Raw genomic sequence first — 25,066 nt, 5'->3', positions numbered from 1 at the left:
TATTCCTCTATGGAAAAAGCATCACGCATGCTTAATTTAAAACTTTATAGCCCTGCCCAATTGCTGGCATCTACAACAGTTAAGCTCGGATGTTCAAGCAATGGCGAGTGTTTTAATAATTGTCCCTTAACGCTTAAGTTAGCATCCAAATCTAACAACGGGATGACGACAAAATCACGTTCTAACACCCCCACATGCGGTACAGTCAGACGTTCATTTTGAATGTTGGCATCAGCATAAATCAACAAGTCTAAATCTAGCGTACGCTCACCCCAATGACGTAAACGCACCCGACCCGACTCTTGTTCAAAACGCTGTAATTCATCTAACAATGCCAAGGCTTCAAGTTCGGTATCTAAACGTACCACAGCATTCAAATAATTAGGCTGATCTTGTGGCCCCATTGGTGGGCTTTGATACAGTTTAGAAGTCTGCACTTGCCCCAAAGTTGCCAGTTTTTGCACCGCTTCAGTCAAAATTTGACGCGAATCGCCCAAATTACTGCCTAAACCAATATAGGTGATGTTGCTCATTGTGTTGGCCCAAAAATCACTTGGCTTAAATCACGTTGCACACGTTTACGTTTTAAAATCGGATGATCTGCACCAATACCTGAACCGTTTGCTGTAGCAGTCAATTGCGCCCGATTTTCTTCATACTGTTTGGCTTTACGCGCACGTCGACTACGAGGCTCAGGCTCATTCACCAAGGGTTCAATCTGCATATCGGCAGCATGTGTTGCTGGTGCCACATCAACAGGTTCTTGCGCTGTTTTACGGCGGCTCTTGGCACGTAATCGGTTATATTGGGCAATCGCACGTTCTTTTTCATCGGTGCTCATAAGTTGGTAGGCATCCCACCACTGACCCATTCCTAAAGTCGAGCTATCGCCTGCTTTTTCACGCAGTAATAAAAAGTCAAAACCTGCACGGAAACGCGCATGCCCAGACAATGCTTCAATTTGCTGTGGTTTCGGTTGCAATAAACGGGTTTGCATTTCCCAAACTTCACGAATAAAAGTTTCAGAAAAACGAGGAATAATGGTACGTGTCGCCTGACGTTTCAGTACATCTAAACCTGCTTGGGCTCGCGCTTCGGCTGCCACCACACCTTTAGAAAGATAAAAGTCACAACGCTCTAAAAACGGTTGCCACAACAGCACCGCATAGAAAAATGCAGGGTTGATGGTTTTACCAATCGCAATCCGTTGATCGGTATTTTTTGCTGCACGTTCAATAAATGAGTTGATGTCTGGCTTGATGTCGGCAAATAACTGACGCCAAATACCAAACTCAATCAACATCGGCAGGACTTTATTTAAATGTCCCATCGTAAAGAGTTTTTGCGACTCATCATATAAACGGTGTGGCGATACATCACGCAATAACTGCGTCAGTTCAGGCGTAAAAATTTTAAGAATTTTTGGATCAATATTGAAATTTAATTTGGCAGCAAAACGCAAAGTACGCAGCATACGCACTGGGTCTTCTTCAAAACGTAAAGTTGGATCGCCCAATAAACGCAAGTTTCTGTGCTTTATATCATCTACGGCATTGCAAAAATCTAACACGATGCCTTTGCGTGGCTGGTAATACAACGCATTGATTGAAAAGTCACGACGGGCAAAATCTTGCTCGATTGTGCCCCAGTTATTATCGCGCAGAATCATCCCCGCCGCAGAAGTCACAGCTTTTTTCGGTGGCGCACGGAAAGTGGCCACTTCAATTAGTTCACGCCCTGCATAGACATGCGCCAGCTCAAAACGTCGTCCAATAATTCGGCAACGTCGTCCGAAAACTTCTTTCACTTGTGAGGGTGTGGCATTGGTTACGGCATCAAAATCCTTCGGATTTAGCCCTAACATTAAGTCACGAACTCCACCACCGACGATATAAGCTTCATAGCCTGCTTTGGTTAAAGCATCTAGAACATCTAAAATGGAAGAAGGTAATTGAGCGGTAGATAAACCACATTTTGACGCGCGCAAAGTTTGCAAAAGACGCTGTCTCCTACGTCTGAACGTAAAACAGATAAGATGTCGCTAATCATATCTCTAACACAATCAAAGGGCAATTTGATTCACACGCTAATTTTGCAATGTGCAGTGCTAAAATTCTGCTTGCAGCTACAATGCCAACTTGTGTTTATTCTTGGCAAATAAGGCAGGGCCAATCCCTTTGACTTGCTGAAGTTCTTCAATACTTTGAAATTTTCCATTTTGTTTTCGGTATTCCACAATCGCTTGTGCTTTTTTCCTACCCACCCCAGACAATTGCTGCAATTGTTCTAACGAAGCACTATTTAAACGCACTTGATTTGTAGGCGCACTTTGCTGAGTGGGACGCGCTAAATAATGTTCTGCGCTTGATGATGCGGTTTGAGCCGCACTTAAACGCTGATCTTGCGCGGCTTGCTGTGCTTTCCATTTTAAATAGTTTTGATCATAGCTATGCCCATTCACCTGAGCAGGCTTGGACTGCACATTTTGTGCTGTACTCCATACACTGATACTGCATAACAGCAATGCAAGCCAGTACTGCCATCCAAAAGAAAAAAAGCGAAAAGAAACTTTTAATTGCTGCGATATATTCATGCTGCCGCAAAACCTGTCATTTTAATTGTTGTTTTGCCTGCTCCCAAAGTTGATCCATTTCTTCTAAAGTCATATCTTCTATTGTTTTTTGTTGTAATTCGGCCTGATCTTCAATGTAAGCAAAGCGTGTTCTAAATTTATGAATTGTGCCCAATAATGCCAACTCACTGGACACGCCAAGTTTACGCCCAACATTGATTAAAGAAAACAAACAATCCCCTAACTCATCCTGTATTTCATCGGATTGTTGCTGTTGAATCGCCTGTTGTAATTCTTGCAATTCTTCTTCTAACTTGCCATACGCATCTTGCACGGTATGAAAGTCAAAGCCCAATTGTGCCGCATGCTGCTGAATTTGCTGTGCCTGCACCAAAGCGGGTGCATGTTTCACCTCATCTAAACGTGACTTTGCTTTACCCTGTTTTTCTTGTTGTTTGATGGTTTTCCATAAGGCAGCGACATCTTCTGCGCTAAGCTGCGCAAACTGTTCTGCCTGAAACACATGTGGATGCCGACGAATTAATTTATCGCAAATGGCTTGTACCACATCTTGAAAATCAAATGCACCTTGCTCGCTATACATTTGTGCCTGAAACACCACTTGCAACAACAAATCACCCAGCTCATCACGTACATCATCTACCTTGCCTGAACGCACTGCCGCTTCAACTTCATAAGCTTCTTCAATCGCGTATTGAGTCAAACTTTCTGGGGTTTGTTTTTGATCCCACGGGCATTGTTGACGTAACTGTTGCATGATTGAAAGCAATTGCTGCATGGGTTGTTCCTTATTTCAATTTATTGCACGAATGCACCATTTTTTTGTTATGCTCAGACGGCAAGGACGATATGCACAACAAAAATAACATCAGGGAGCAAGTTCAAATGCACAGTATCTTGATTAGTGGCGCTGCACAAGGCATTGGTGCGGCAATCGCACAATTGTTTTATCGGCAAGGTTACCGTGTCGGTATTTATGATATTCATCTCACACAAGCACAGCAATTGGCAGAACAATTGGGTGAGCGTGCGCATGCAGGTTTGCTTGATGTAGCAGACTATGCCAGTTGGCAAGCTGCATTATCCGATTTTTGCCAATGGGCAGGTGAATTGAATATTTTGGTGAATAATGCAGGAATTCTCTACTCAGGCGCATTTGAAGACACACCCATAGAAGCGCATCATCGGACTATGGCAGTGAATGTGAATGGTGTATTAAACGGTTGTCATGCGGCTTTGCCTTATTTAAAACAAGCAAGTTTTGCACGGGTGATTAACCTGTCTTCGGCATCTGCGATTTATGGACAAGCCGATTTAATTTCTTATTCTGCTTCCAAATTTGCAGTACGTGGCATTACGGAAGGTTTAGATATAGAGTGGCAAAAATACGGCACTCGGGTCTTAGATGTCATGCCGCTATTTGTACAAACTGCAATGGTGAAAGATATGGATGCAGCCACCATTCAAAACATGGGCGTGCATTTATCGACAGAAGATGTCGCCCAGGTGGTGTATCAACAAGCGACGGTTAAAGATTCGATTCTGACCAATACGCATCGTGCGGTCGGTTTAAAAGCCAAAACCCTAATGCAACTTTCGAGTATTAGCCCACAATGGTTAAATCGTCTGTCGAATAGCTTGTTGGCGAAGCGTCATTAATTCTACATCTATCTATATTTAAATTAAGTTGCTCAAAAAAAATCCCGAATTCACATTCGGGATTTTTTAATCAAACGCGTCAAAATTTAAGCCTTAGCCTCGCTTAAACTTCTTCTCGGCTTTCTTAAACTTCTGCACATAACGACGACGACGTGCCGCAGTACGCTCATCCACTTGTGACTTACGCCCTTCAAATGGGTTTTCAGAGGTTTTAAATTCAATTTTTACAGGTGTACCTTCTAGCTTATAGACTTTACGGAACACGTTTTCTAAATAACGACGGTAATCTGCAGGAGTTTTATCGACCTTATTACCATGAATCACGATGGTTGGCGGGTTCTGTCCACCCATGTGTGCATAACGCATTTTAATAGCGCGACCTTGCACTTTAGGTGGATGGTGTGCATCTGTTGCGTCATTCAAAATTTGCGTCAATTTGGCAGGTGACACTTTTAAGTGCGATGACTCATACGCACGGTGGATAGATGGATATAAGTCACCCACGCCTGTACCATGCAAGGCAGAAATCAGGTGGATTTTTGCCCATGGAATAAAGTCAAAACGACGCTCAACATCTAACTTACATTGTTTGCGATCATATTCGGACATATTGTCCCATTTGTTAATCGCAATCACCATGGCACGCCCTGCTTCAAGTGCGTAACCAATTAAGTGCAAATCTTGCTCGACAATACCATCACGTGCATCAACCACAATCACCACCACGTGTGCATCTTTCATGGCTTGCAAGGTTTTCACAATCGAGAATTTCTCGATCATTTCATCGACCTTACCTTTACGACGCACACCTGCAGTATCAATCAAGGTGTATTTACGTTCGTTGCGCTCAAACGGAATATAGACTGAGTCACGTGTCGTACCTGGCTGATCGTATGCCACTACACGTTCTTCACCCAATAAACGGTTAACCAGTGTCGATTTACCCACGTTTGGACGTCCAATAATGGCTAAACGCAAACCTGTGTCTTGATCATGTGCATCTGGGTTTTCATCTTCAGGAACATCTGCCAAAACGTCTTCCAGCATTTGCTGAACGCCTCGACCATGGCTAGCAGCCACTTGCAATGGCTCGCCCATACCCAGTTTAAAGAACTCAACCAAAGCGGCTTCGGCATGTACGCCATCTACTTTGTTCGCCACCAAGAATACTTTTTTGCCCAAAGTACGCAATTCACGCGCAATTTGCTCATCCGATGCCAACAAGCCTGCACGTGCATCGACCACAAAAATGATCATATCGGCTTCATGGATGGCTGTTTTAGATTGTTCAGCCATGTAAGAGTCGATGCCACCTTCACTTTCGCCAATACCGCCAGTATCGACCACAATGAAAGATTTATTTTGATAGGTTGCATCACCATATTTGCGGTCACGTGTCAGACCTGCAAAGTCAGCAACAAGTGCATCACGGCTCTTGGTAATCTGGTTAAACAGCGTTGATTTTCCGACGTTCGGACGACCAATGAGCGCAATTACGGGTTTCATAGATTAACCTTTATTCAAGATCAGTCAGTTTCAATGGTCTGTACATCCGAAACTGTGGAAGAAAGAACAGAGTATGGATGTTGGGTTCAGCGTTGCGACCACGCAAACGACAGAGAGAACATCGACCACTCTATTAAATAAAAACACGGGGCATTGATGATTCAATTACCCCGCGTAAAAATACGGACAACTATTTTAGCATAAAAGTCAGAACAAAATTAGCGGTTCTGCCAAACGCTTAATGCGCCCTTTTGCGTTGCGACATAGAGTTGATTGTCAATTACACGCAATGAACGGACTTCGCCATTGGTTTTTGAACGTCCAACCAGTTGCCCTGAGCTTGGATCAATGAGGTGTAAAACACCATCTAAATCACCAACCACTAAATATTGTCCAAACAACACAGGATTAGATAAACGACGGTTGAGCAAACTGTCATTTTCCCAAAGTGCTTGTCCTGATGTGATTTCGTAAGCTGCAATTTTACCATCTGCAGTGCTGACAAATACACCATTCCCCGCAACTTCTGGACGTTTGGTACTGCTTGCATCTTCACTCCAAATCACTTGTTGTGAAGCCAAGTCCAATACGGTGACCTGACCTTGGTAGCTTGTGGTCACCAAGAATTGACCAGCAACCACTGGGTCGCCATCAATGTCATTTAAGCGTTGAATGTCTGAACGGCCTTCACTAATGGCAACGCGGCGCTGCATACGTGGTACGCCTGTAACAATATCCAGTGCATAGACATAGGCATTTGCAGAAGCAATCAGTACAGTACGTGAATCGAGCGCCACAGGTGCAGCCATACCACGCAAACTAAATTGCACGTTTGGCAAGTTGTAAGTCCACACCAACTGACCTGTTTCGGCATTGTGTGCATATACCGTGCCGTCATTACTTACAGTCACCACACGACCCGCCTGAATTAACGATGGCGCAAGAATTGCACCTGTTAACTGTGCAACCCACTTTTGCTCACCTGTTTGCTGATCTAAAGCAAACAATTGACCTTTGGCATTTCCTGCAACCACAATGCCTTCAGCAGCATTGACACCTGCCGTTAAGCCTTGCTTAGACACTTGTTTTTGCCAAAGACGTTGTTTGCCTTGATAGGCAGCCATCTCACCTTTAGGATCAACAGTATAAATTACCCCGTTTTCGGCATCTAATTGCAGGCGCAATGGATCGGCTGCTGTAGTCGATGCAACGCTTTGTGAAAATACAGGAACTAGACTTTGAGCTTGCTCAAGTTTTGGCAGTGGATTTGGCTTAACTTCTGCAACTTTAATTTTATTGGTGGAACACCCCGCCAAAGCAAGGGTTAAAACGGTCAGTGCAAACGGTATTTTATACTTTCTATTCATTAGCTCTCATCCACTTGTGTGTCTAATACTGGGCGTTCAATTTCAGGATCATCCACCAAAACACCAACACTTTCGAGTTTTATTTGTAAAATTTGACGTTCTTGTTTACGTTCCACCAAAGTATCCCATGCACTTTGATACGCTTTTTGGGCATTTTCACGGTCATTTTTCGCGACATAAACATCGCCACGCGCTTCATCTGCAGTCGCTTTAAATGCAGGATCAGTCACCGCGGCCAAACTTTGAATAGCTTCATCGTATTTCTTTTGCGCCAACTGTGCATAAGCCAAACGCAACTTAACCAATTGCACTAAGCCTTGGTCTTTTACTTTAGAGTTTTCAACTTTCTTTAAGGCTTTTTCTGCGGCAGCAAAATCTTGCTGATCGTAAGCGAGTTTAGCCATTAAGAATTGAGTTTGAATAGCTTGCGCAGAATCAGGGGCTTCTTTCACAATTTTATCGGCAGTTGCAGACAATTGACTGAAGGCATCTGGATTGCCTTCTGCTGTACGTGCATCATCCATCAGTTGTTGCACTTTAGCAGTATTCATTTGCTGCTCTGCCAAGGTTTTTTTCTGCCAATATTGCCATCCGAAAAAGGCAATCAACGCAATTAAAATCCCGCTAATCATGGCTGAACCATATTTTTTCGCAAACGATTTTAAACTATCAAGTTGTTCGTCATCACTCAATGCGCTCATTGGATTACCCTTTTCCTTATGTTATTTGGCTTATTGTGAAGAAAATTTTTCAATGATGAAAGGCACAATTTTGGTCACTGCAACAGTCGTTTGCTCAGCAGTTGCCAAGGTTTTCACTGCCAATTGCTGTGCTTCCGCTTCGCGCTCACCAAAAATCAAGGCATAGATTGCACCTGATTGATCGGCTTTTTTCATTTGGCTTTTCATTGAGCCTTGTGAACCAACTTTTAAGCGAATCTGGCTGCCCGCTTGTTCGAATTGGTCACGAATTTGCTCAGCTAAAACCAACGCCTTGCCTTGAGTTGTTGGATCTGCCAACAAGAATACTTCACAATCACGTACAGGCGTATTGTCTTCGACTTGCTCAAGCAACAACAATAAACGCTCAATGCCCATGGCGAAGCCCACGGCAGGTACGGACTGATCTGCCTTACCCTTCAACTGCCCAACCAAACCATCATAGCGCCCGCCTGCACAAACTGTGCCTTGCGAACCTAAATGCGTGGTTGTCCATTCAAAAACGGTTTTATTGTAATAATCTAAACCGCGTACCAGTTTTTGATTAATCACAAACTCAATGCCTGCATCGGTTAAATACTGCTGTAATTGGGCAAAGTGATTCAGCGTATCTTCACCCATAAAATCATGCAATTTTGGAGCATTTTCTAGGATGCTTTGCGTTTTAGCATCTTTCGAGTCCAAAATACGCAGTGGGTTAGTACTTAAACGACGCTGTGAATCTTCATCTAAATCGGCTTTGTGCGCTTCCAAAAACTCAACCAAAGCGGCACGATACGCTGCGCGCTCATCCGACTCACCCAGCGTATTCAACTCTAAGCGAACTTTATCGGCAACGCCCATACGTTTCCATAAACGCGCAGTCATTAAAATAAGTTCGGCATCCATATCTGGTGTTGCAACGCCAAAAGTTTCTACACCAAATTGGTGGAATTGACGATAACGACCTTTTTGCGGTTTTTCATAACGAAACATTGGGCCGATATACCACACGCGCGGTGTCGCACCACGTAGCAAATTGTGCTCTAACATGGCACGTACACAACCCGCAGTTCCTTCAGGACGCAAAGTCAAAGACTCAGGCGGATTACCCTTGTCTAAGAATGTGTACATTTCTTTTTCAACAATATCGGTCGCATCACCAATTGAACGCTTAAACAAATTGGTTTGCTCAACCATTGGCAAACGAATTTGTTGATAACCATAAGCATCCATTAAAGATGCTAAATGTTGCTCTAGACGTCTCCACGCAGGTGTTTGCGTTGGAAGAATGTCATTAAAACCTTTAATTGCAACAATTGAACTCATGACTTACTCAGAAAAATTTGTACGAATAATCTCTTTAGATTTAGCTTGTTCAAGCTCTGTAACACGCTGACGAACCATGCTTTCGATTTCATCAACGAGTTGATTGGTATCAATTAAATGGCTCTTTTCACCATTACGATAAACCAATGAACGCGGACTTGCGCCCACCACACCAATATCAGCTTCTTTAGCTTCGCCCGGGCCATTCACTTTACAACCAATGACCGATACATCCATTGGAGTACGAATATCTTCTAAACGCTCCTCCAATGCCTGCATTACAGAAATGACGTTAAATTCCTGACGTGAACAGCTTGGGCAGGCAATAAAGTTAATCCCGTTAGAGCGTAAACCTAAAGATTTTAGAATATCAAAACCGATTTTGACTTCATCTTCAGGTTCTGCCGCAAGCGAAATACGCATAGTATCGCCAATACCTTCCATGAGCAGACCGCCCAAGGCAATTGCAGATTTTACGGTGCCTGTACGGTAAATACCTGCTTCAGTTACGCCTAAATGTAATGGATTATCAATTTGTTGTGATAACAAACGATAAGCATCCATGGTTAAAAACACATTCGATGCTTTGACTGAAACTTTAAATTCCTGAAAATCTAAACGGTCTAAAATATCAATATGACGCATAGCAGATTCCAGCAATGCTGCACCTGTCGGCTCGCCATATTTTTTCTGAATATCTTTTTCCAGCGATCCCGCATTCACACCAATCCGCATAGAAATATCATGATGTTTGGCAGCAGCTACGACTTCACGAATTTTAGCTTCCGAACCAATATTACCCGGGTTAATCCGCAAACAGTCTGCACCCGCATCAGCAACTGCCAACGCAATTTTATAGTCAAAGTGAATGTCTGCCACCAACGGCACAGATACTTGCTTTCGAATTTCACCAAATGCAGCTGCGGCTTCCATGGTCGGTACAGAAACACGCATGATGTCTACGCCCGCATCTACACAACGCTGAATTTGCGCCACGGTTGCAGCAACATCGCAGGTTTCCGTATTGGTCATACTTTGGATGCTAATGGGCGCATCACCACCCACATAGACAGAACCCACACGAATTTTACGGGTCGGACGGCGTTGAATTGGATTTACAATCATGATATCGCTCTACCTTGCTGCATTATCGAGATAAACGGAATTCTGCTTTTCCGTTCACAGTATATGGCGATAATGAAATCGACTCATTGTTCAAACTTAATGACACAGCAGTCGCATCATCTAAGCGAATTTGAAATGGGGCTTCGCCTTGTAAATTTAAAGTAGAGGCTTGACGTCCTGTCGCTAAAACATTGCCAGCAGAGTCAACAATATGCACTGAAGTTGGACGAGCAAATTGCAAATTCAGCTGATCGCCCGAAGCAAGTGCAGGCGTGCTGCCTGTCGCATTGTCAGAAATGATTTGCACATCGGATTGCAGTACTGCAATTTCAGGTTCTGCACCCTCTTGACCAGACGACATCCAGTTTTGAATTAGCGCGACCAATGCCCACAACAACAGCAATACCGCCACAATCACAGCGATACGTGTGAGCCACTTTTTATTGCGATCGCGGTTAGAGCCTGGCAGTTTTCCCATAATTTTGATGGGTGAATTGTTCAAGGCGTGATTTGGCAACAACCCTGTATCGTTGGCATAAATTTCATCAAAACGCTGAATAATGGCTGAAGCATCGACCTGTAAATATTTGGCATAGGTACGATAATAACCTTTAATAAAGGTCGCTTCAGGCAAAGCGGTATATTCGTCTTGCTCTAGCGCCATCAGCGTTTTTAATGGAATTTTCAAATCTTTTGAAACATCATCCAGTTCGCGTTTTTGATTGACGCGAATTTGACGAAGGTACTCACCTGGACGTTGAACATTTCCTAATGCATGGGGTACAGGCGTTGTCCCCTGTGTGGGTTGCGGTGAATTAGGATTTACTTCCATACGGCCTCAGTACTGTACTGTAATTGCAAATAACGTTGGTATTCTTGGCTATTGGGAAATAATGCACGCAGCTGGTTCACTAAAACCTGAGTTCCCAATTGATCGCCATTGGCACGTGCTAAACGAATCCCAATCCATAAGGCACGCGCACCCTGATTTTTTTGCCCCACAGCACGTACAAATTGTTCATACAATTGTCGCGCGGGTGCAAATTGTTGTCTTAAATATAAAATTTCCGACAACTCTAACATTGAAACATAAGAATCGCGATTGGCTTGCAAGGCTTGTTTGAATGACTTTTCGGCATTCTCTATATCGCCTAATTTCAAGTAAATACGACCTACATTTTCCAATGCTCTAAAGCGTTGATCATAACCCAGTGTTGCACCTGCAATACTGAGCTGCTCAATCGCATCATTATAGCGTTCTACTTGATATAAATACGTACCATAGTTGTTACGCGCTTGTGCATTTTTTGGGTCAGCGGCAATGGCACGCTTAAAATACGCATCGGCTTTTTCTAAATTCAGCTTGCTGCCTTCTTGTTGCAGCAACACGCCCATCATCATATTAGCGGTGGAATCACGTGAATCGCTTTCCAAAGCTTGATCAAGTGCGCGTTTGGCTGAGTCTAAATCGCCATTTTTTAAGTATTCTGCTGCCAACTGCGTACGTACTTGCACCGCTTTTTCAGGGTCTTTTTGCCCTAAGGTTGGAGCTGTGGTTTGACAAGCTGCAGCAAAAATTGCCGAAATACAAACAGTTGTAATTTGTGCGATTTTAAATACAGGCTTATTCAATGGACATCCCCTTTGCGTCTTCGTTCGATGCAAGTTAGTTATCTATACAAGTCATTATCCTTGCGAGCGTATGATTTCATTTTGCGCTGCAACTTTCTTTTTCCACTGTTCGGCACGGCGGGTGCGGTCTGCCACTTGTCCAACCAATTGCCCACACGCAGCATCAATATCATCACCACGTGTCTGACGAATCGTACACACAAAACCTGCATCAGACAAAGTTTTTTGGAAAGAAATAATTCGATTTCGGCTTGAACGTCCATACGGCGCGTGCGGAAATGGGTTAAATGGAATCAAATTAATCTTGCTTGGCAGGTTCTTGAGTAGCTTAATCATTTGCTGCGCATGTTCAGGATGGTCATTTACACCATCTAACATGACATATTCAATGGTCACGTGTTTACGCGCACTTTCGTTGCCATCTTTGCCAATATAACGCTGACAAGCTGCGATTAATTGTTCCAATGGATATTTTTTATTGATTGGAACAAGTTCATCACGCAGTTCGTTATTGGTGGCGTGCAAAGAAATTGCCAAAGCCACATCAATATCTTGTGCCAATTGGTCAATTTTAGGTACAACACCCGAAGTCGATAAAGTCACACGACGCTTAGACATGCCATAAGCAAAGTCATCTAGCATAATGCGCATGGCGTTCAAGACGGCATCGTAATTCAACAACGGTTCGCCCATACCCATCATCACCACGTTGGTCACAGAACGCTCACGTTCAATCACAGGCACATCTTCCATATAGGAATAGTTTGCCATCCACAACTGACCAATAATTTCGGCTTGGGTTAGGTCACGCTGAAAACCTTGTTTACCCGTAGAACAAAATGAACAGTCCAGTGCACAACCTACTTGCGATGAAATACACAGGGTTTTACGTGAGCCAGTTTTGTCTTCGGCAGGAATCAGAACGGTTTCGACCAATGAGCCTTCACCATCACCAACACGGAATACCCACTTACGAGTACCGTCTTTAGAATAATTTTTATGCACCACTTCAGGCGCTTTAATTTCACAAATCTTTTCCAGTTTTTCACGTAACTTGCCTGAAATATTGGTCATTTCAGCAAAATCTGTAACAAAAAACTGGTGAATCCATTTCATCACCTGCCCTGCACGGAATTTCTTCTCGCCTAAATCTTCAAAGAATTTTTCCATTTGTGGACGTGACATGCCAAGGAGATTCACTTTCTCTGCAGTCGCAGACTGTGCAGGAGCGGACGCAGATGCTTGCTGAACATCTGTCGCAGATGCAGCGAGGACTTCTGTACTCATGTGTGTATACCTAAACCATGTCTAAAGATGAAAGGAGAAGCTCAAGAGGTGAGCAAAGGTTTATTCAGAAAATAAAAATCGGAGAATAAAAAACCAGATAAGCATAATAACACTTATCTGGTTTGAATACTGCGTATTAACGAGTACGTGGGCAAACTTCAGTTTGAGCAAAGAAGTAGTTTACTTCACGCTCTGCAGATGCAACTGAGTCTGAACCGTGAGCAGCGTTTTCATCGATGCTTACAGCGAAATCTGCACGGATTGTACCAGGTGCAGCTTCTTTAGGGTTTGTTGCACCTAAAATTTCACGGTGAGCAAGAACTGCGTTTTCACCTTCAAGAACTGAAACAACGACTGGACCAGAAGTCATGAACGCAACTAGGTCACCAAAGAAACCACGTTCTTTGTGCTCAGCGTAGAAGCCTTCAGCTTCAGCTTGAGAAAGGTGTTTCATTTTAGTCGCAACGATTTTAAGACCAGCTTTTTCGAAACGAGCAAAGATGTCACCGATGTGGTTTTTAGCAACTGCATCTGGTTTTACGATAGATAAAGTACGTTCAATAGCCATGATTGGCTCCTTAAGTCAATGTTGACGCGAAAATTTTGCCGCATTATACCGAATAATGGGCTATTTTCTGCTTTTGATGTGTAAAAAAATTGCTTTTTTCGATATGAAGCGCATTGTGCAGGACCTTGATCGGCAAATCAATCTTGCTTCACACCGCTAGATTAACGTGCTTCGTCAATCCACGCCATTTGAATGGCTTCTAAGATGCCTTCAGTCGATTTTTCGGGATCATCTTGAAACTCTGGCAAAGCACAGACCCAAGCGTGCAAATCGGTAAAACGAATCCATTGCGGATCGACATCGGGATGCGCCTCATATAACTCAATGGCAATGTCGATGCTGTCCGTCCAACGTAAACCCATGTGTATTCCCTATTCTAGTCAAGACAGCGACTACTTTAACAAATTTCGCATGGGCTGCCTGCCATTACTGCACTGAATTTTCGATTTGGTTTTATCCAAGCTTATAAAACAATATTTACATAAGGTGCAGCCAAAATAATCGCACTCGCCACTGAACCGCCAATCATCGCCCCGACTGCCACATCACTCGGATAGTGCAAGCCTAAAATCATACGGGAAACGGCCACCAAAATCGTAAAGGGCAACATCAACATCAACAATACTGGCTGGATATAACCCAAAACCGTTGTGGTCATGACTGCATGCAAAGTGTGACCTGATGGGAAGCTAAAATGATCTAAGGGACGTTCACCCAAACGGATCACTTGGTGTACCTGATACGGACGTGGACGGACGGTTTTTTGTTTTAAATATTTATAAATACCTGTGCCGACAGATCCGCCTAACAACAGATAAATAATTTGTAAACTATAACCAATGCCCTGCATCATCCATGCACTTGCGAGCATGACATACCAGAACACACCATCGCCCAAACGGCTAATAACTTTAAAAAATTGTGCCACCCGCTGAGAGTGGGAAAAATGGTTAAGATACAAACAGCCTTTTAAGTCGAGATCCAGCATTCTTATTTTTGCATTTTTAAACTTCATCAGTTCTCTCCTCTTTGGCGTATAGCTAAGATGGCATGTGTAGCTCCTTCGCCACCAGATATAACGCCTGCTCAAATTGTTGGACTGGATACTGCCAGCCAATATTTAAAGTCGCTTTGCGGGCGTGTTCGCCCATCTGTCTAAGGGTTGTAAGATCGGGAAGTCGGTGGATATGACCGACCAAATCTTCTGGCTGACCGAGTGGACTCAACCAGCCTGTTTCATTCGGTTTTAGATGTAAACGTGCGCAAGCATAGTCATAAGCAATGACAGGCAAGCCACTGGCCATAGCTTCTAACACGACATTGCCAAAGGTTTCGACCTGACTGGCAAAAGCAAACACATCGGCACTGGCATAGGCTTGTGCAAGTGCTGTGCCACTTAAACTACCTGTAAAAATGATATCTCCCTGAGCGTTCATGGCTTCTAAACGTTCACGGTCTGGCCCATCTCCAACAATCACCAATTTCACAGGCTGTTCGGTATTTTTTGGCATACGCTGATAGGCATTAATAATAAGATTGACTTCTTTTTCAGGTGATAAACGCCCTACATACAACATCACCCGCGTATTTTCACTCGCACCCCAGCTTGCTCGCAGTTGGGTAGAATGAAAATCTGGTGAAAAATATTCAACATTGACACCACGCCCAACCACCACCAAAGGCCCTTGCACACCAAACTGACGCAATGATTTTTCAGTATGGCTACTTGGCACACACGTCAGCGAGGTATTGTTATGAAACCATTTTAGATAGTGCTGAATTGGCTTGAGTAAAAATGCCAAATCGAAAAAACGGCTAAAATCTTGAAATGCGGAGTGAAAACCACTTGATACTGGAATATTTTTTGATTTTGCAATATGTAAACTGGCAAGCCCTAAAGGGCCTTCAGTGACGATATGCACCACATCAGGTTGAAACTCATCTAAAGCCTGCGAAAGTTTAGACCACTGCGGCCAGCCAAATTGTAAATTATGATATTTAGGAATGGCTTGTGCTTTTACCAGACATTCTTGATACGGTTGGAATTGAGTGCAGGCTTGTTTTTGTTCAGGGCGAATCAATAAAATTTTGTGTCCAAGTTCCTGCAATCCTTTGCAAAGCTGCAACAGTGAACGTGCCACACCATTAATTTCAGGTGGCCAAGTTTCTGTTACAAGGGCAATTTTTAAACGTGGGCGGACAAGGTCTGAGAGTTCAGAGGTAGGCTGGCTGCTTTTTTGTTTTTGATCTTGTTTGAAATGAAATTTAAATGCATCGCTGTAACGCTCTAATTTACTGCTCTGCTTTGCCAATACATTGCTCATCGCCTTTTTGCTCAATTCTTATTTTATGCTTGCTAGCATAGAGCAGCTGCATTGCAGTAATATGATGCTTTGGTGACACATTTGTCATTTTTTTAACAACTCGATGATCGCCTATACCTAGTTTTGCACACATAGTTTTATGTATAAATTTAATGTAAATCGTTTGCTGTCATTCACCCTAAATAGATAAAAAAAGCAGATATTGGATACCTGCCTGCTGAATATCTTGTTTGCTGAATACCTGATCTGCTGCACATCGAAGCCCTCTAAAAAAGTAAATTAATATACAACTCATCGGTATAACGACCTGCTGGCGTTGTCAAACTCGGTTGTTCATCCAAGCGTACCGCGACACTGTATTTATGTCCTGTCGTAGAAACATGCCCTGCGATGGGCGTGTTCCACAGATTTGTTTTTGCTCCCATAATACTCATACTGGTGCGTAAACGGTGTGTGCCATTATTCACAAAACTGCTGCCATGTTTGTCACGTAAATTACGACTACTGAACTGAATGCTATAACCTCGATCACAGCGCACATTAAAACTGGTTGCAGTCTGGCTACGGTATTGTGAGCTCATTTGCAATAAAGATTCACTGACCGAACCAATGGTGCAAGCCTGTGCAGGAAAACAAATCCAGCATCCACACAGCACTAGACTTAATTTTTTTACCATCCCTAATTTTTTCATGTTCTCATCCTCAATCATCCTGCTGATATACTTACTGACAAATCAAATCTAACTGTCTGGTTTGTGGAACAGTGCCTGCTTTAATTTGAGGGACTTCAAGTGAACTATGGCAAACTTTTCCACCTTTGGTTTTAACCTTCAGCGTATAACTGCCTGCTTTCACACCATATAAATGTACTTTTCCATCGCTGCCCACAGGTACAAATTCGGTTGCATCATCACTTAAATACACTTCACTGCCCTGCACAAAGGTCTGCTGATCGGGCGTGAGTAAACGCAATATGATCAATCCTGTACGCTGAACAGGGAAATTCACTTTATAGCCGCGTTGATTCATACCAATCACTTTTTGGCTTGAATATTCAAAGCTGTCATACAAATCTAACTGGTCTTGATCAAAAGACACGTCGTAATTGACGTAAGGCACAATGTCGTGCACAAACACATAACCGTGTTGATTGGTTTTACCAACAGGTGTTAAGGCACGTTGTACTTCCACATTTGGAATATCACCAACATTCACCAAAGCAAAAGCATTGTCTACATATTTGGTCATGGCCCATTTACGGTCTAACCACACTACTGCACCCTGATAATTGGCTTGACTGTAGCTAAAGCGTTCACTTTCATCGTGGCTTAAATATAAATTACCCATCGGCATTTTCAGGGCGGTATAGGCATTTACCCCAATATCCCCTTCTGTTTGTTGGTGACGCACAGCAAGAGTGTAATCCACACCATTTTGCGTCAGGCTGCTCTGTGCATAACGCAACTGGGTTTGCTCATCAAAATTATGCGAAAGCTGCGCACTGCGGCGTTGGTCAAATTGATAATTCAGTGTTAAATATGCCCCGTCACTATCCTGCACTTTCAAATCTTTATAATAAGAAAACGACAGTGAAGTTTGACGCCCAAACATACGAGAAAAACCAACTGTAAGCATTTGGCTATCTGCAAAGCTATTATTTGCATTGGGATGATAACGGCGCTCTAGATAGTTCACATTTAAGGTATTAATGAAAGGAATATTGAAAATACTGACATAAGCTAAGTTGTCGTATTCCACTGTTTGTGTCATATCGCTATAACCCAAACCACGATATTCAGGACTGTAGTATTTATGACTTGCACCAAGTGCAACCCGACTTCCATTACGGCTTAACGAAGCGCCAAAGGTATAACCATCGCCCCAATCACTGTGGCTAGACGCAGCATGCGTATCTAACAAGGCATATTTGCTGAGAGATTGCGTCCATAGCAACCCGACATTCTGCACATCTTTGCTATAACTTAAATTGGTTCCTAAAGTCGTGCTGTCTGTAATTCCACGTCTGAAATAAAGGTTGCCAAAAAACTCCCGATAATCATCCGACACGTAGTCGTAGTCATAACGCAGCTTTCCTGCAGAAAAGTTGTATTCGTTCAGTCCTGGTTTGAGTAGTTGCGTGGTGACATAAACTGGAAAAGATTGCACGGTACGATTTCCCAATACATCTTCCACCACCACTTGCGCCTCGCCCGACTGCTGAATATTTGCACCCGTATTTAAGGTATAGTGCCCAGGCGTCACTTGTTGCTGATATAGATTGATGCCATTAATGTATAAATCGACGGTGGATGGCAGTACAGCACTGCCTCTTAAGGTGGGTACATTCCAATAAATAAAGTCTGGATAACTACTAAAATTTGAACCAAAAGACACACCACCAAATCTGAATGTATCTAATAAAGGATTGTAAACGCTGGTGTTATCACCCAAAGTTAAACGCTGATAACGTGATGGAAATTCAATTTCAAAACTGGTATTCAAACGCAGTAGCTTATCTTGATCCTGTTCTGCCTCTTTGCGATACATCATGCCATTTTTAAAAATCCAGTAATCTTTAAAAATACCAAGCTCCGCCAAACCATTTAATTCATTGTAATTATCATAACGTGCATACAGCACATTATAATTTAAAAAACCGCCCAACTCTGCTTTAGACGGAATCGCATGGGTTTGGCTCAGTTGTGCATCTATAAAATAGCTGGCAGGTACGGTCAATTTAATCGCTTGCAGCGCAAAGTCTTGTTCAGACTGAATTTCATTGGTGGTTACAGAACAGAACTGAGTTTGTGCACTGTGTTTTTGTAAACGGTCTTGCTGTAAACCAAGTTGCTGCAAGACCTCGCATTCCATATAGCGTTGCCCATCCTGCTGCAACACCAAACTTTCAATGACACGATCTACGCCATTCAGCCAAACACTATTCAACGCCATTTCAGCATTGGCAGCATTGGCAGGTAATGGTATCCCCCACAGGACACATTGCAGCGCAAAAAACAGTCGAGTTCTATGCATGATTTAGCCCTTCATTTTTAACTCAATGGCTTGCTCACTTTTATCTGTTTCAAGTTTGAGTATGTAATTTTTCAAATCACTAAGTTTGATTTGCCCCATATCAAAGCTGTGTTTTTGTTGATTTAACAAATATTTCATTTCACGTGTGGTTGCAATGGGTTGTTTTTGTTGATTTAAAATGCTGATTGAAGAAATTTGCACATGCGATGCAGCATGATTTTCTATCTCTAAAAATAAGTGGTCGTTCTGGTAACGCGGGGTTGCAGTCACCTGAATGGCATCTTGCTTACCAACAAACAACGGTACAGAAATCGTAAATAAAAATTGTAAGGCGTCTTCTTCCACCACAGGGGCAATTTCTTTAAAAACAATACGCCAAGTTTTTTCTTGCGCCATTTCTTCCTTAGAAAGTGGTCGGCTAAAACCTACGCGTATCACTTGTTGTGCATTCGGTTGTAAAACAAAGTTTTTAGGATTAATTAAGATGTCTTGTTCTGGTTCTAGCACATCTTCACCCTGTGCATTTTGCGACCATTTATAGGCAGACATTTCAAAGCTTTTCGGTTCAGTAAGATCGGTGGCTTCCATGACTACTGTTGCACTGCGTTGTCGTGCTTTATCGCCCAAATACATTTGCGTAGGTGAAATGACCAAGTTTGCATAAACAGCTTCTACACATAAGCAACCTGCAACCAGCATATATTTCAATAATCGTTTCATACTTCCCCCAGCAATGTCTTATTTTGTATTTCTTTAGACTAAAAAGTTGACTCCACCCTGTCGGTAAAGCCAACTGATTTAGATTGAGTTCAAGCGAATTAGAATGACACTCGAATGTTGTATTTATCGGTGTAAGTACCCGCTGGTTTAGAAATACCTACGCCCTCACTTTTAACCAAGACATTGTAAGAATTCCAGCCATTGCTACCTGGCGCAATGTTGGTTTGCTGATCATTTAACTGAATCACAGACGATGAACCCGTAAGCTTGGTTTCAACTGTTAAGCCCACTGCATGGCTACCTGATTTGGCTGCAGATTTGGTTGTTTTGCCTCCACCAACACGGTTGTCGGTATCGACCAATAAGTTGTACTTTGCATTCGCCCCAACCATAAATTGACCAGAAGCTTCTGCACCATCTTTTAATGAGATACTTGGTGTTTTCACTTTCAGCTCACAGCGCTTAGGCACAATCACTTGAATTGGAATACTTCCTGTACATGGCCCTTCGTTACATACTGGGGTTGGCTTAGGGTCTGGTTTAGGATGATGATTACCACCCGCCATTGTTACCGTTGAAAAAGCTCCGAAAACCATCAAAGCAGCAGCAGTTTTAATAAATTTAGACATGTCACTTCTCCATAACTCTTATAAAAAACCATTTTTTAATCATTCACTCACTTGAGATATCGTTAGAATTATTGAAACTCAATCCTTAGCGAGCTTCTTCATTTTAGGTATTTCTCACAAAAAGCCATCTATACGCCCTAATTCACACAATATTAAATAAACCTTGGAATTCAGCTAATTAGGAGATTAAAGTACTGTTTTAAATGACATCGCAAAAAACTAGGGAGCAGCCCACTCCCTAAAACTTGTGATACCAATTCTAGGGATACCCAAAAAATATATTTATTTACATTTAAACCAACACATTGTTTTTATTTAACTTTAACAACATTTTTATTTTAACTTTTGTTACATTTTAAGTAGGTTTATTTTTGAAAGAATGGTCAAAATTCAGTTTTCAGCCTAATTTTTACTACACTTTTCACGTATTTAATTCACTATCTCCTATCACATTCAACAGACTGAGCGTTTTTTAACATCAAATCTCACCAATTACAGGGATTGCCTCTCGCTATAAAAAAGCCATGTTTTGGGCGGCTGAATCTATCCAAAAGATCAAATTTGCACACCACCAACTCAACGAAGAAACAGTTGATCATTCATCTATATCTGTAACGTGAGAGATAAACCTCGCAAGATGTTTAGCTAACTCATAACGCAATAGCAGACAAAATAAAACCCCATTCAAACTATTGCCTGAACGGGGTCATCACACCTGAGTCAATCATGTTGACTCAGGTACACACGCGTGACTTATTTAACGTAAGTCAACCAATGTGCATATTTGTCATTCTTGCCTTGAACTGCGTCAAAGAAAGTTTTTTGAATTTCAGTGGTAATTGGGCCACGTGAACCACAGCCAATTACACGGTCATCGTATTCACGAATTGGGGTAACTTCTGCTGCTGTACCTGTAAAGAAGGCTTCATCGGCAATGTAGAATTCATCACGCGTAATACGGCGTTCAACTACCTCATAACCCAAGTCTTTAGCAATGGTGATCACCGTTTGACGCGTAATACCATCTAAAGCACCGCCTGCGATGTCTGGTGTATGTAAAACGCCATCTTTAATTAAGAATACGTTTTCGCCAGAACCTTGGCATACATAACCTTGTGGATCCATCAACATCGCTTCGTCATAGCCTGCTTGCGCTACTTCTTGGTGTGCAAGAATAGACAAAGTGTAGTTACCAGAAGCTTTAGCTTTACACATGGTCACGTTTGGATGATGATGCGTAAACGATGAAGTTTTAACGCGAATACCTTTAGCCATCGCTTCTTCACCCAAGTATGCACCCCAACCCCAAGCCGCAACAGCAGCATGAATGGTGTTATTGGTTGCAGCAATACCCAGTTTTTCAGAACCAATCCAAATTAATGGACGTAAATAGCACGATGAAAGTTTGTTTTCACGTACCACATCAATTTGCGCCTGTTCTAAAGCTGCTTGATCAAATGGTACTTTCATTTGATAGATTTTTGCAGAGTTTAACAAACGCTTAGTATGGTCCTGAAGACGGAAAATCGCAGTTCCGTTTGGCGTTTCATAAGCGCGGACACCCTCAAACACACCCATACTGTAGTGTAAGGTATGCGTTAAGACGTGAATTTTTGCATCACGCCAGTCAACCAATTGTCCATCTTGCCAAATAAAACCATCACGATCAGCCAAATTCATGGCACACACTCCAAATGTTTATACAATAGTCATTTTAATCCAACGCAGACATTGCAGTCGGATCAATTAATCTTTGCCATAACTTGCAAACGACCTCACGGGTATCGTACCAGTCCGCAGCATTGACTTGCATGGATTGATTTGCAAGGGCTAAGCGGTGGCTTTCGGCTCGTTCACGGAGATAAGCTTGAATCAATGCTGTCGCATCGTCGCTGGATAAGCAACCTGTTCTTGCGGCATCTTCAAGGATTCTTACGTTGTCGGAATAATGGGCGAGATCAGGATTCGACCCACTCCAGGCTAATACCGCATACTGTGCCATAAATTCGATATCAACGATACCACCTGCATCCTGTTTTAAATGAAAAATTCCATCTTTTTTTTGCTCTTTAGATGAACCCAAATGATCTTTCATTTTTTGACGCATTTTCAGCACTTCGCTGCGGACATAAGCTTCGTCACGCGGCTGGGTTAGAATCTGACAACGCAACACTTCAAACTTGTCACGTAAACATTGTTCGCCTGCAATACTGCGTGCACGAACCAAAGCCTGATGCTCCCACAGCCACGCACTTTTCAGTTGATATTGCTCGAAAGCGCGTAAACTGGTCACCAGTAAACCCGCATCTCCCGAAGGACGTAAACGGGTATCGACATCATAAACGCGACCATCTAAAGTTTGCGTGGTCATTAAAGATACAAATTTGCGTGCCACCCGCATGGCAAACTCAAAGCCACTGATCGGTTTAATGCCATCGGTATCGGCTTGTTCATCCATGTTGTGAATAAAAACCACGTCTAAATCTGAGCCGTAACCCAGTTCGATGCCACCCACTTTGCCATAACCAATAATGGCAAAAGCGTTATGCTCCAAACCACAGCGCTGTCCTTCACTGTCTAGCGGATAACCATGTTTTTTGACAATCATTTGATAGGCCAGTTGCAGGGCTGCATTTGCAGTCACTTCGGCAATATCAGTTAACGCATCTGACACTTTCATTAAGTGGCTTTCTGCCAGTACATCGCTGGCCGCAACTGTCAATACGTTGGATTTTTTGAATAAACGCAGCACCCGCATGAGGTCTTCAACTTCATCCAGTTCAATGCGCAGCAATTGTTGGCGTAAAGAATCTTCCAAATCACTGCGTTTTGGCAATTCAAAATCCATAGATAAAAATTCATCTAACAACACAGGATATTGCGTTAATTCTTCACAAATCCACGGGCTGACTGTGGCCATTTTTACCAAGCGTTGCAGTGCCCCCTTGCTTTCAATCAGCATGACCAAATACACGGTACGACGCAGAACAGATTCGACCAGTGGCATTAAACGCATCAATGCCATTTGTGGATTTTCTGACTGCAACACTGCTTCAATCAAGTGTGGCCAAAAGGTTTTTAAACGCTGTAAAGCTTTGGCGGTGAGTTTTTTAATGGCATGTCCATACCAGAACTCATGCACTAAATTTTTCGCTTGATCGTCTAGTACCGCATCGAGCTGTTTTTCTAGCTGACTGTAATTTTCCAGCAAAGAATCGGGTTCATTTTCTTTAATTAAATGCTCAAACTGATAAATGACTTTGACACGCTTTTCATTTAGGGTCTGCATAAAGCTGTCCCAATCGGCAAAGCCCAAAGTATCGCTAATGCGTGCGCGTAACTCAGGTTCAGTCGGTAAAGCTTGGCTTTGCTGATCATTCAAGGCTTGAATGGCATGTTCTACTCGACGCAGGAATAAATAGGCATCTTCCAAATCCAGTACGGCTTGTGGCTCTAGCAATTCAGCTTCGCCCAAATGGCGCAAACTCACCAAACACTGGCGGTCTTGTAATTCTAGTTTTGAACCACCGTAAATCAGCTGAAAAACCTGCACAATAAATTCAACTTCACGAATACCGCCCGCGCCCAATTTAATATTGTCTTCAATATTACGACGCTGCACTTCGCGCTCAATCATGGCTTTCATTTCGCGCATGGCTTCAAAGGCGGTGTAATCGACATATTTGCGGAATACGAAAGGTCGGGTCATTTCCAGCAGTTCATAACCTTCTTGCCCACCTGTGATAATACGTGCCTTAATCCAAGCATAGCGTTCCCATTCGCGTCCATGCTGGCTTAAATATTTTTCCAGTGCGACATGGCTAATCGCCAAAGCAGAACCATCGCCCCACGGGCGTAAACGCATATCGACGCGGAAAACAAAACCATCGGCGGTGATATGATCTAATAGATAGATCAGTTTTTGTCCCCATAAAATGCAGAATTGCTGCACTTCAATACACTTGCGTCCATTGGTTTCGCCTTGTTCATCAAAGGCAAAAATCAGGTCGATGTCGCTGGATAAATTCAGTTCCTGCGCACCATGTTTACCCATGGCGACCACAATCAGGTCTTGGACTTTGCCGTTATATCCCATCGGTTCGCCATGCTTGGCAACCAACGGAATCCGCGCAAAATCTTTGGCAACTTGCACACAAATATCGGCAAAGTCTGAAAGTTCCTGTGTCAACGTCACCACATCGGTGAGTTGGTTGGCATCTTGCCAAATCCAGCGGAACATTAAACGCGCGCGTAAAATTCGCAGGGTTTTCATCCACAAGGTTTCATCTTGAATGTCTTGTAAAGTCGAAATCACCAGTTGATGAATGTAGTCTGCGCTCAGCGGTTTTAGGAATTGGTCAATTGCATAATCCTGCTGTAACAGGCTTTCGTGATTTGCCAAGACTTGTTCTGCATATTGACTGGCATGTAACGTTTTTTGCAATTGTTCCGCATTCATTTTTAAGACCTAAAACCCAGTTTTATTTTGAAATATTGTCAACTCATCTATTTATAGCAGCAGATGCGCCAAAGAAGAAAATAAAATTACAGCAATCTGCAAAATACCTCTTGCTTAAAATGCAGCGATAAAAAAAC

At 42.8% G+C, this 25,066-nt stretch carries 23 protein-coding genes; 1 reads left to right on the top strand and 22 read right to left on the bottom strand.

What is annotated here, in order from left to right:
• Window positions 1-44: 44 nt before the first annotated feature.
• The 4 genes from folK to mazG form a co-directional block, all read right to left on the bottom strand.
• The gene (folK, locus tag F947_RS09875; RefSeq protein ID WP_004975118.1) at window positions 45-533 is read right to left on the bottom strand and encodes a 2-amino-4-hydroxy-6-hydroxymethyldihydropteridine diphosphokinase; all 489 of its coding nucleotides are present in this window, start codon (window positions 531-533) and stop codon (window positions 45-47) included.
• Window positions 530-1,996, bottom strand: coding sequence for a polynucleotide adenylyltransferase PcnB (gene pcnB / locus F947_RS09870; RefSeq protein ID WP_004975116.1), 1,467 nt, complete (start codon window positions 1,994-1,996; stop codon window positions 530-532). The genes folK and pcnB overlap by 4 nt, the downstream gene beginning before the upstream one ends.
• Before the next feature lie 129 nt (window positions 1,997-2,125).
• Window positions 2,126-2,593, bottom strand: coding sequence for a ComEA family DNA-binding protein (locus F947_RS09865; RefSeq protein WP_004975114.1), 468 nt, complete (start codon window positions 2,591-2,593; stop codon window positions 2,126-2,128).
• 16 nt (window positions 2,594-2,609) lie between these two features.
• Window positions 2,610-3,371: a nucleoside triphosphate pyrophosphohydrolase gene (gene mazG, locus F947_RS09860; protein ID WP_004975111.1), complete on the bottom strand. Its 762-nt coding sequence runs from the start codon at window positions 3,369-3,371 to the stop codon at window positions 2,610-2,612.
• A gap of 107 nt (window positions 3,372-3,478) precedes the next feature.
• Here mazG and F947_RS09855 point away from each other — a divergent pair, with 107 nt between their 5' ends.
• The gene (locus F947_RS09855) at window positions 3,479-4,252 is read left to right on the top strand and encodes an SDR family oxidoreductase (protein ID WP_004975109.1); all 774 of its coding nucleotides are present in this window, start codon (window positions 3,479-3,481) and stop codon (window positions 4,250-4,252) included.
• 93 nt (window positions 4,253-4,345) lie between these two features.
• Here the strand turns inward: F947_RS09855 and der are convergent, their stop codons facing one another.
• The 18 genes from der to glnE all read right to left on the bottom strand — a co-directional run bounded on the left by der (window position 4,346) and on the right by glnE (window position 24,929).
• On the bottom strand, window positions 4,346-5,758 hold the full coding sequence (der, locus tag F947_RS09850) for a ribosome biogenesis GTPase Der (RefSeq protein ID WP_004975107.1): 1,413 nt from the start codon (window positions 5,756-5,758) through the stop codon (window positions 4,346-4,348).
• Between the two features lie 218 nt (window positions 5,759-5,976).
• The gene (gene bamB / locus F947_RS09845) at window positions 5,977-7,125 is read right to left on the bottom strand and encodes an outer membrane protein assembly factor BamB (protein ID WP_004975105.1); all 1,149 of its coding nucleotides are present in this window, start codon (window positions 7,123-7,125) and stop codon (window positions 5,977-5,979) included.
• The gene (locus tag F947_RS09840; protein WP_004975103.1) at window positions 7,125-7,826 is read right to left on the bottom strand and encodes a YfgM family protein; all 702 of its coding nucleotides are present in this window, start codon (window positions 7,824-7,826) and stop codon (window positions 7,125-7,127) included. The genes bamB and F947_RS09840 overlap by 1 nt, the downstream gene beginning before the upstream one ends.
• Before the next feature lie 30 nt (window positions 7,827-7,856).
• Complete coding sequence (gene hisS, locus F947_RS09835) at window positions 7,857-9,152, bottom strand: histidine--tRNA ligase (RefSeq protein ID WP_004975101.1); 1,296 nt, start codon at window positions 9,150-9,152, stop codon at window positions 7,857-7,859.
• Window positions 9,153-9,155: 3 nt separating this feature from the next.
• Complete coding sequence (gene ispG, locus F947_RS09830) at window positions 9,156-10,277, bottom strand: flavodoxin-dependent (E)-4-hydroxy-3-methylbut-2-enyl-diphosphate synthase (RefSeq protein ID WP_004975100.1); 1,122 nt, start codon at window positions 10,275-10,277, stop codon at window positions 9,156-9,158.
• Between the two features lie 22 nt (window positions 10,278-10,299).
• A complete protein-coding gene (locus F947_RS09825; RefSeq protein ID WP_004975098.1) occupies window positions 10,300-11,109 on the bottom strand; it encodes a helix-turn-helix domain-containing protein in 810 nt (269 codons plus the stop codon).
• Entirely contained in the window at window positions 11,100-11,888 is a 789-nt protein-coding gene (pilW, locus tag F947_RS09820; protein ID WP_371971077.1) for a type IV pilus biogenesis/stability protein PilW, read from the bottom strand. The genes F947_RS09825 and pilW overlap by 10 nt, the downstream gene beginning before the upstream one ends.
• Before the next feature lie 75 nt (window positions 11,889-11,963).
• Window positions 11,964-13,196: a dual-specificity RNA methyltransferase RlmN gene (gene rlmN, locus F947_RS09815; protein WP_004975094.1), complete on the bottom strand. Its 1,233-nt coding sequence runs from the start codon at window positions 13,194-13,196 to the stop codon at window positions 11,964-11,966.
• A gap of 136 nt (window positions 13,197-13,332) precedes the next feature.
• Window positions 13,333-13,764 (bottom strand): nucleoside-diphosphate kinase, encoded by a 432-nt coding sequence (ndk, locus tag F947_RS09810; protein WP_004975092.1) that lies wholly within the window; start codon window positions 13,762-13,764, stop codon window positions 13,333-13,335.
• 161 nt (window positions 13,765-13,925) lie between these two features.
• Window positions 13,926-14,126 carry a Fe-S cluster assembly protein IscX gene (iscX, locus tag F947_RS09805; protein WP_004975089.1) on the bottom strand — a complete coding sequence of 67 codons (201 nt, stop codon included), beginning with the start codon at window positions 14,124-14,126 and terminating at the stop codon, window positions 13,926-13,928.
• A gap of 101 nt (window positions 14,127-14,227) precedes the next feature.
• Window positions 14,228-14,779 carry a phosphatase PAP2 family protein gene (locus tag F947_RS09800; RefSeq protein ID WP_004975087.1) on the bottom strand — a complete coding sequence of 184 codons (552 nt, stop codon included), beginning with the start codon at window positions 14,777-14,779 and terminating at the stop codon, window positions 14,228-14,230.
• A gap of 25 nt (window positions 14,780-14,804) precedes the next feature.
• On the bottom strand, window positions 14,805-16,088 hold the full coding sequence (locus F947_RS09795) for a glycosyltransferase family 4 protein (RefSeq protein WP_004975085.1): 1,284 nt from the start codon (window positions 16,086-16,088) through the stop codon (window positions 14,805-14,807).
• Between the two features lie 266 nt (window positions 16,089-16,354).
• Window positions 16,355-16,780 carry a hypothetical protein gene (locus tag F947_RS09790; protein ID WP_004975083.1) on the bottom strand — a complete coding sequence of 142 codons (426 nt, stop codon included), beginning with the start codon at window positions 16,778-16,780 and terminating at the stop codon, window positions 16,355-16,357.
• A gap of 31 nt (window positions 16,781-16,811) precedes the next feature.
• Window positions 16,812-19,121: a fimbria/pilus outer membrane usher protein gene (locus tag F947_RS09785; protein ID WP_004975081.1), complete on the bottom strand. Its 2,310-nt coding sequence runs from the start codon at window positions 19,119-19,121 to the stop codon at window positions 16,812-16,814.
• 3 nt (window positions 19,122-19,124) lie between these two features.
• Window positions 19,125-19,841: a fimbrial biogenesis chaperone gene (locus tag F947_RS09780; RefSeq protein WP_004975079.1), complete on the bottom strand. Its 717-nt coding sequence runs from the start codon at window positions 19,839-19,841 to the stop codon at window positions 19,125-19,127.
• Window positions 19,842-19,939: 98 nt separating this feature from the next.
• Window positions 19,940-20,470, bottom strand: coding sequence for a hypothetical protein (locus F947_RS09775; RefSeq protein WP_004975075.1), 531 nt, complete (start codon window positions 20,468-20,470; stop codon window positions 19,940-19,942).
• Window positions 20,471-21,223: 753 nt separating this feature from the next.
• Entirely contained in the window at window positions 21,224-22,150 is a 927-nt protein-coding gene (locus F947_RS09770; protein ID WP_004975074.1) for a branched-chain amino acid transaminase, read from the bottom strand.
• A gap of 34 nt (window positions 22,151-22,184) precedes the next feature.
• Window positions 22,185-24,929 (bottom strand): bifunctional [glutamate--ammonia ligase]-adenylyl-L-tyrosine phosphorylase/[glutamate--ammonia-ligase] adenylyltransferase, encoded by a 2,745-nt coding sequence (glnE, locus tag F947_RS09765; RefSeq protein ID WP_004975073.1) that lies wholly within the window; start codon window positions 24,927-24,929, stop codon window positions 22,185-22,187.
• Between the last annotated feature and the right edge of the window lie 137 nt (window positions 24,930-25,066).

Source organism: Acinetobacter towneri DSM 14962 = CIP 107472 (genome assembly GCF_000368785.1).
In the GTDB taxonomy this organism is placed as follows: Bacteria; Pseudomonadota; Gammaproteobacteria; order Pseudomonadales; family Moraxellaceae; genus Acinetobacter; species Acinetobacter towneri.
The sequence above is the reverse complement of the archived record's forward strand: the minus strand, read 5'-3'. Positions and strand labels throughout refer to the sequence as shown.

Excerpts from the sequence above, each read along its gene's own strand:
- F947_RS09775 (WP_004975075.1), bottom strand. The coding sequence starts at position 20,470 with ATGTCTAAATTTATTAAAACTGCTGCTGCTTTGATGGTTTTCGGAGCT.
- ispG (WP_004975100.1), bottom strand. The coding sequence starts at position 10,277 with ATGATTGTAAATCCAATTCAACGCCGTCCGACCCGTAAAATTCGTGTG.
- der (WP_004975107.1), bottom strand. The coding sequence starts at position 5,758 with ATGAAACCCGTAATTGCGCTCATTGGTCGTCCGAACGTCGGAAAATCA.
- F947_RS09865 (WP_004975114.1), bottom strand. The coding sequence starts at position 2,593 with ATGAATATATCGCAGCAATTAAAAGTTTCTTTTCGCTTTTTTTCTTTT.
- folK (WP_004975118.1), bottom strand. The coding sequence starts at position 533 with ATGAGCAACATCACCTATATTGGTTTAGGCAGTAATTTGGGCGATTCG.
- glnE (WP_004975073.1), bottom strand. The coding sequence starts at position 24,929 with ATGAATGCGGAACAATTGCAAAAAACGTTACATGCCAGTCAATATGCA.
- hisS (WP_004975101.1), bottom strand. The coding sequence starts at position 9,152 with ATGAGTTCAATTGTTGCAATTAAAGGTTTTAATGACATTCTTCCAACG.
- F947_RS09780 (WP_004975079.1), bottom strand. The coding sequence starts at position 19,841 with ATGAAACGATTATTGAAATATATGCTGGTTGCAGGTTGCTTATGTGTA.
- rlmN (WP_004975094.1), bottom strand. The coding sequence starts at position 13,196 with ATGAGTACAGAAGTCCTCGCTGCATCTGCGACAGATGTTCAGCAAGCA.
- F947_RS09785 (WP_004975081.1), bottom strand. The coding sequence starts at position 19,121 with ATGCATAGAACTCGACTGTTTTTTGCGCTGCAATGTGTCCTGTGGGGG.
- F947_RS09770 (WP_004975074.1), bottom strand. The coding sequence starts at position 22,150 with ATGAATTTGGCTGATCGTGATGGTTTTATTTGGCAAGATGGACAATTG.
- bamB (WP_004975105.1), bottom strand. The coding sequence starts at position 7,125 with ATGAATAGAAAGTATAAAATACCGTTTGCACTGACCGTTTTAACCCTT.
- F947_RS09800 (WP_004975087.1), bottom strand. The coding sequence starts at position 14,779 with ATGAAGTTTAAAAATGCAAAAATAAGAATGCTGGATCTCGACTTAAAA.
- F947_RS09840 (WP_004975103.1), bottom strand. The coding sequence starts at position 7,826 with ATGAGCGCATTGAGTGATGACGAACAACTTGATAGTTTAAAATCGTTT.
- F947_RS09795 (WP_004975085.1), bottom strand. The coding sequence starts at position 16,088 with ATGAGCAATGTATTGGCAAAGCAGAGCAGTAAATTAGAGCGTTACAGC.
- F947_RS09855 (WP_004975109.1), top strand. The coding sequence starts at position 3,479 with ATGCACAGTATCTTGATTAGTGGCGCTGCACAAGGCATTGGTGCGGCA.
- iscX (WP_004975089.1), bottom strand. The coding sequence starts at position 14,126 with ATGGGTTTACGTTGGACGGACAGCATCGACATTGCCATTGAGTTATAT.
- ndk (WP_004975092.1), bottom strand. The coding sequence starts at position 13,764 with ATGGCTATTGAACGTACTTTATCTATCGTAAAACCAGATGCAGTTGCT.
- mazG (WP_004975111.1), bottom strand. The coding sequence starts at position 3,371 with ATGCAGCAATTGCTTTCAATCATGCAACAGTTACGTCAACAATGCCCG.
- F947_RS09825 (WP_004975098.1), bottom strand. The coding sequence starts at position 11,109 with ATGGAAGTAAATCCTAATTCACCGCAACCCACACAGGGGACAACGCCT.
- F947_RS09790 (WP_004975083.1), bottom strand. The coding sequence starts at position 16,780 with ATGAAAAAATTAGGGATGGTAAAAAAATTAAGTCTAGTGCTGTGTGGA.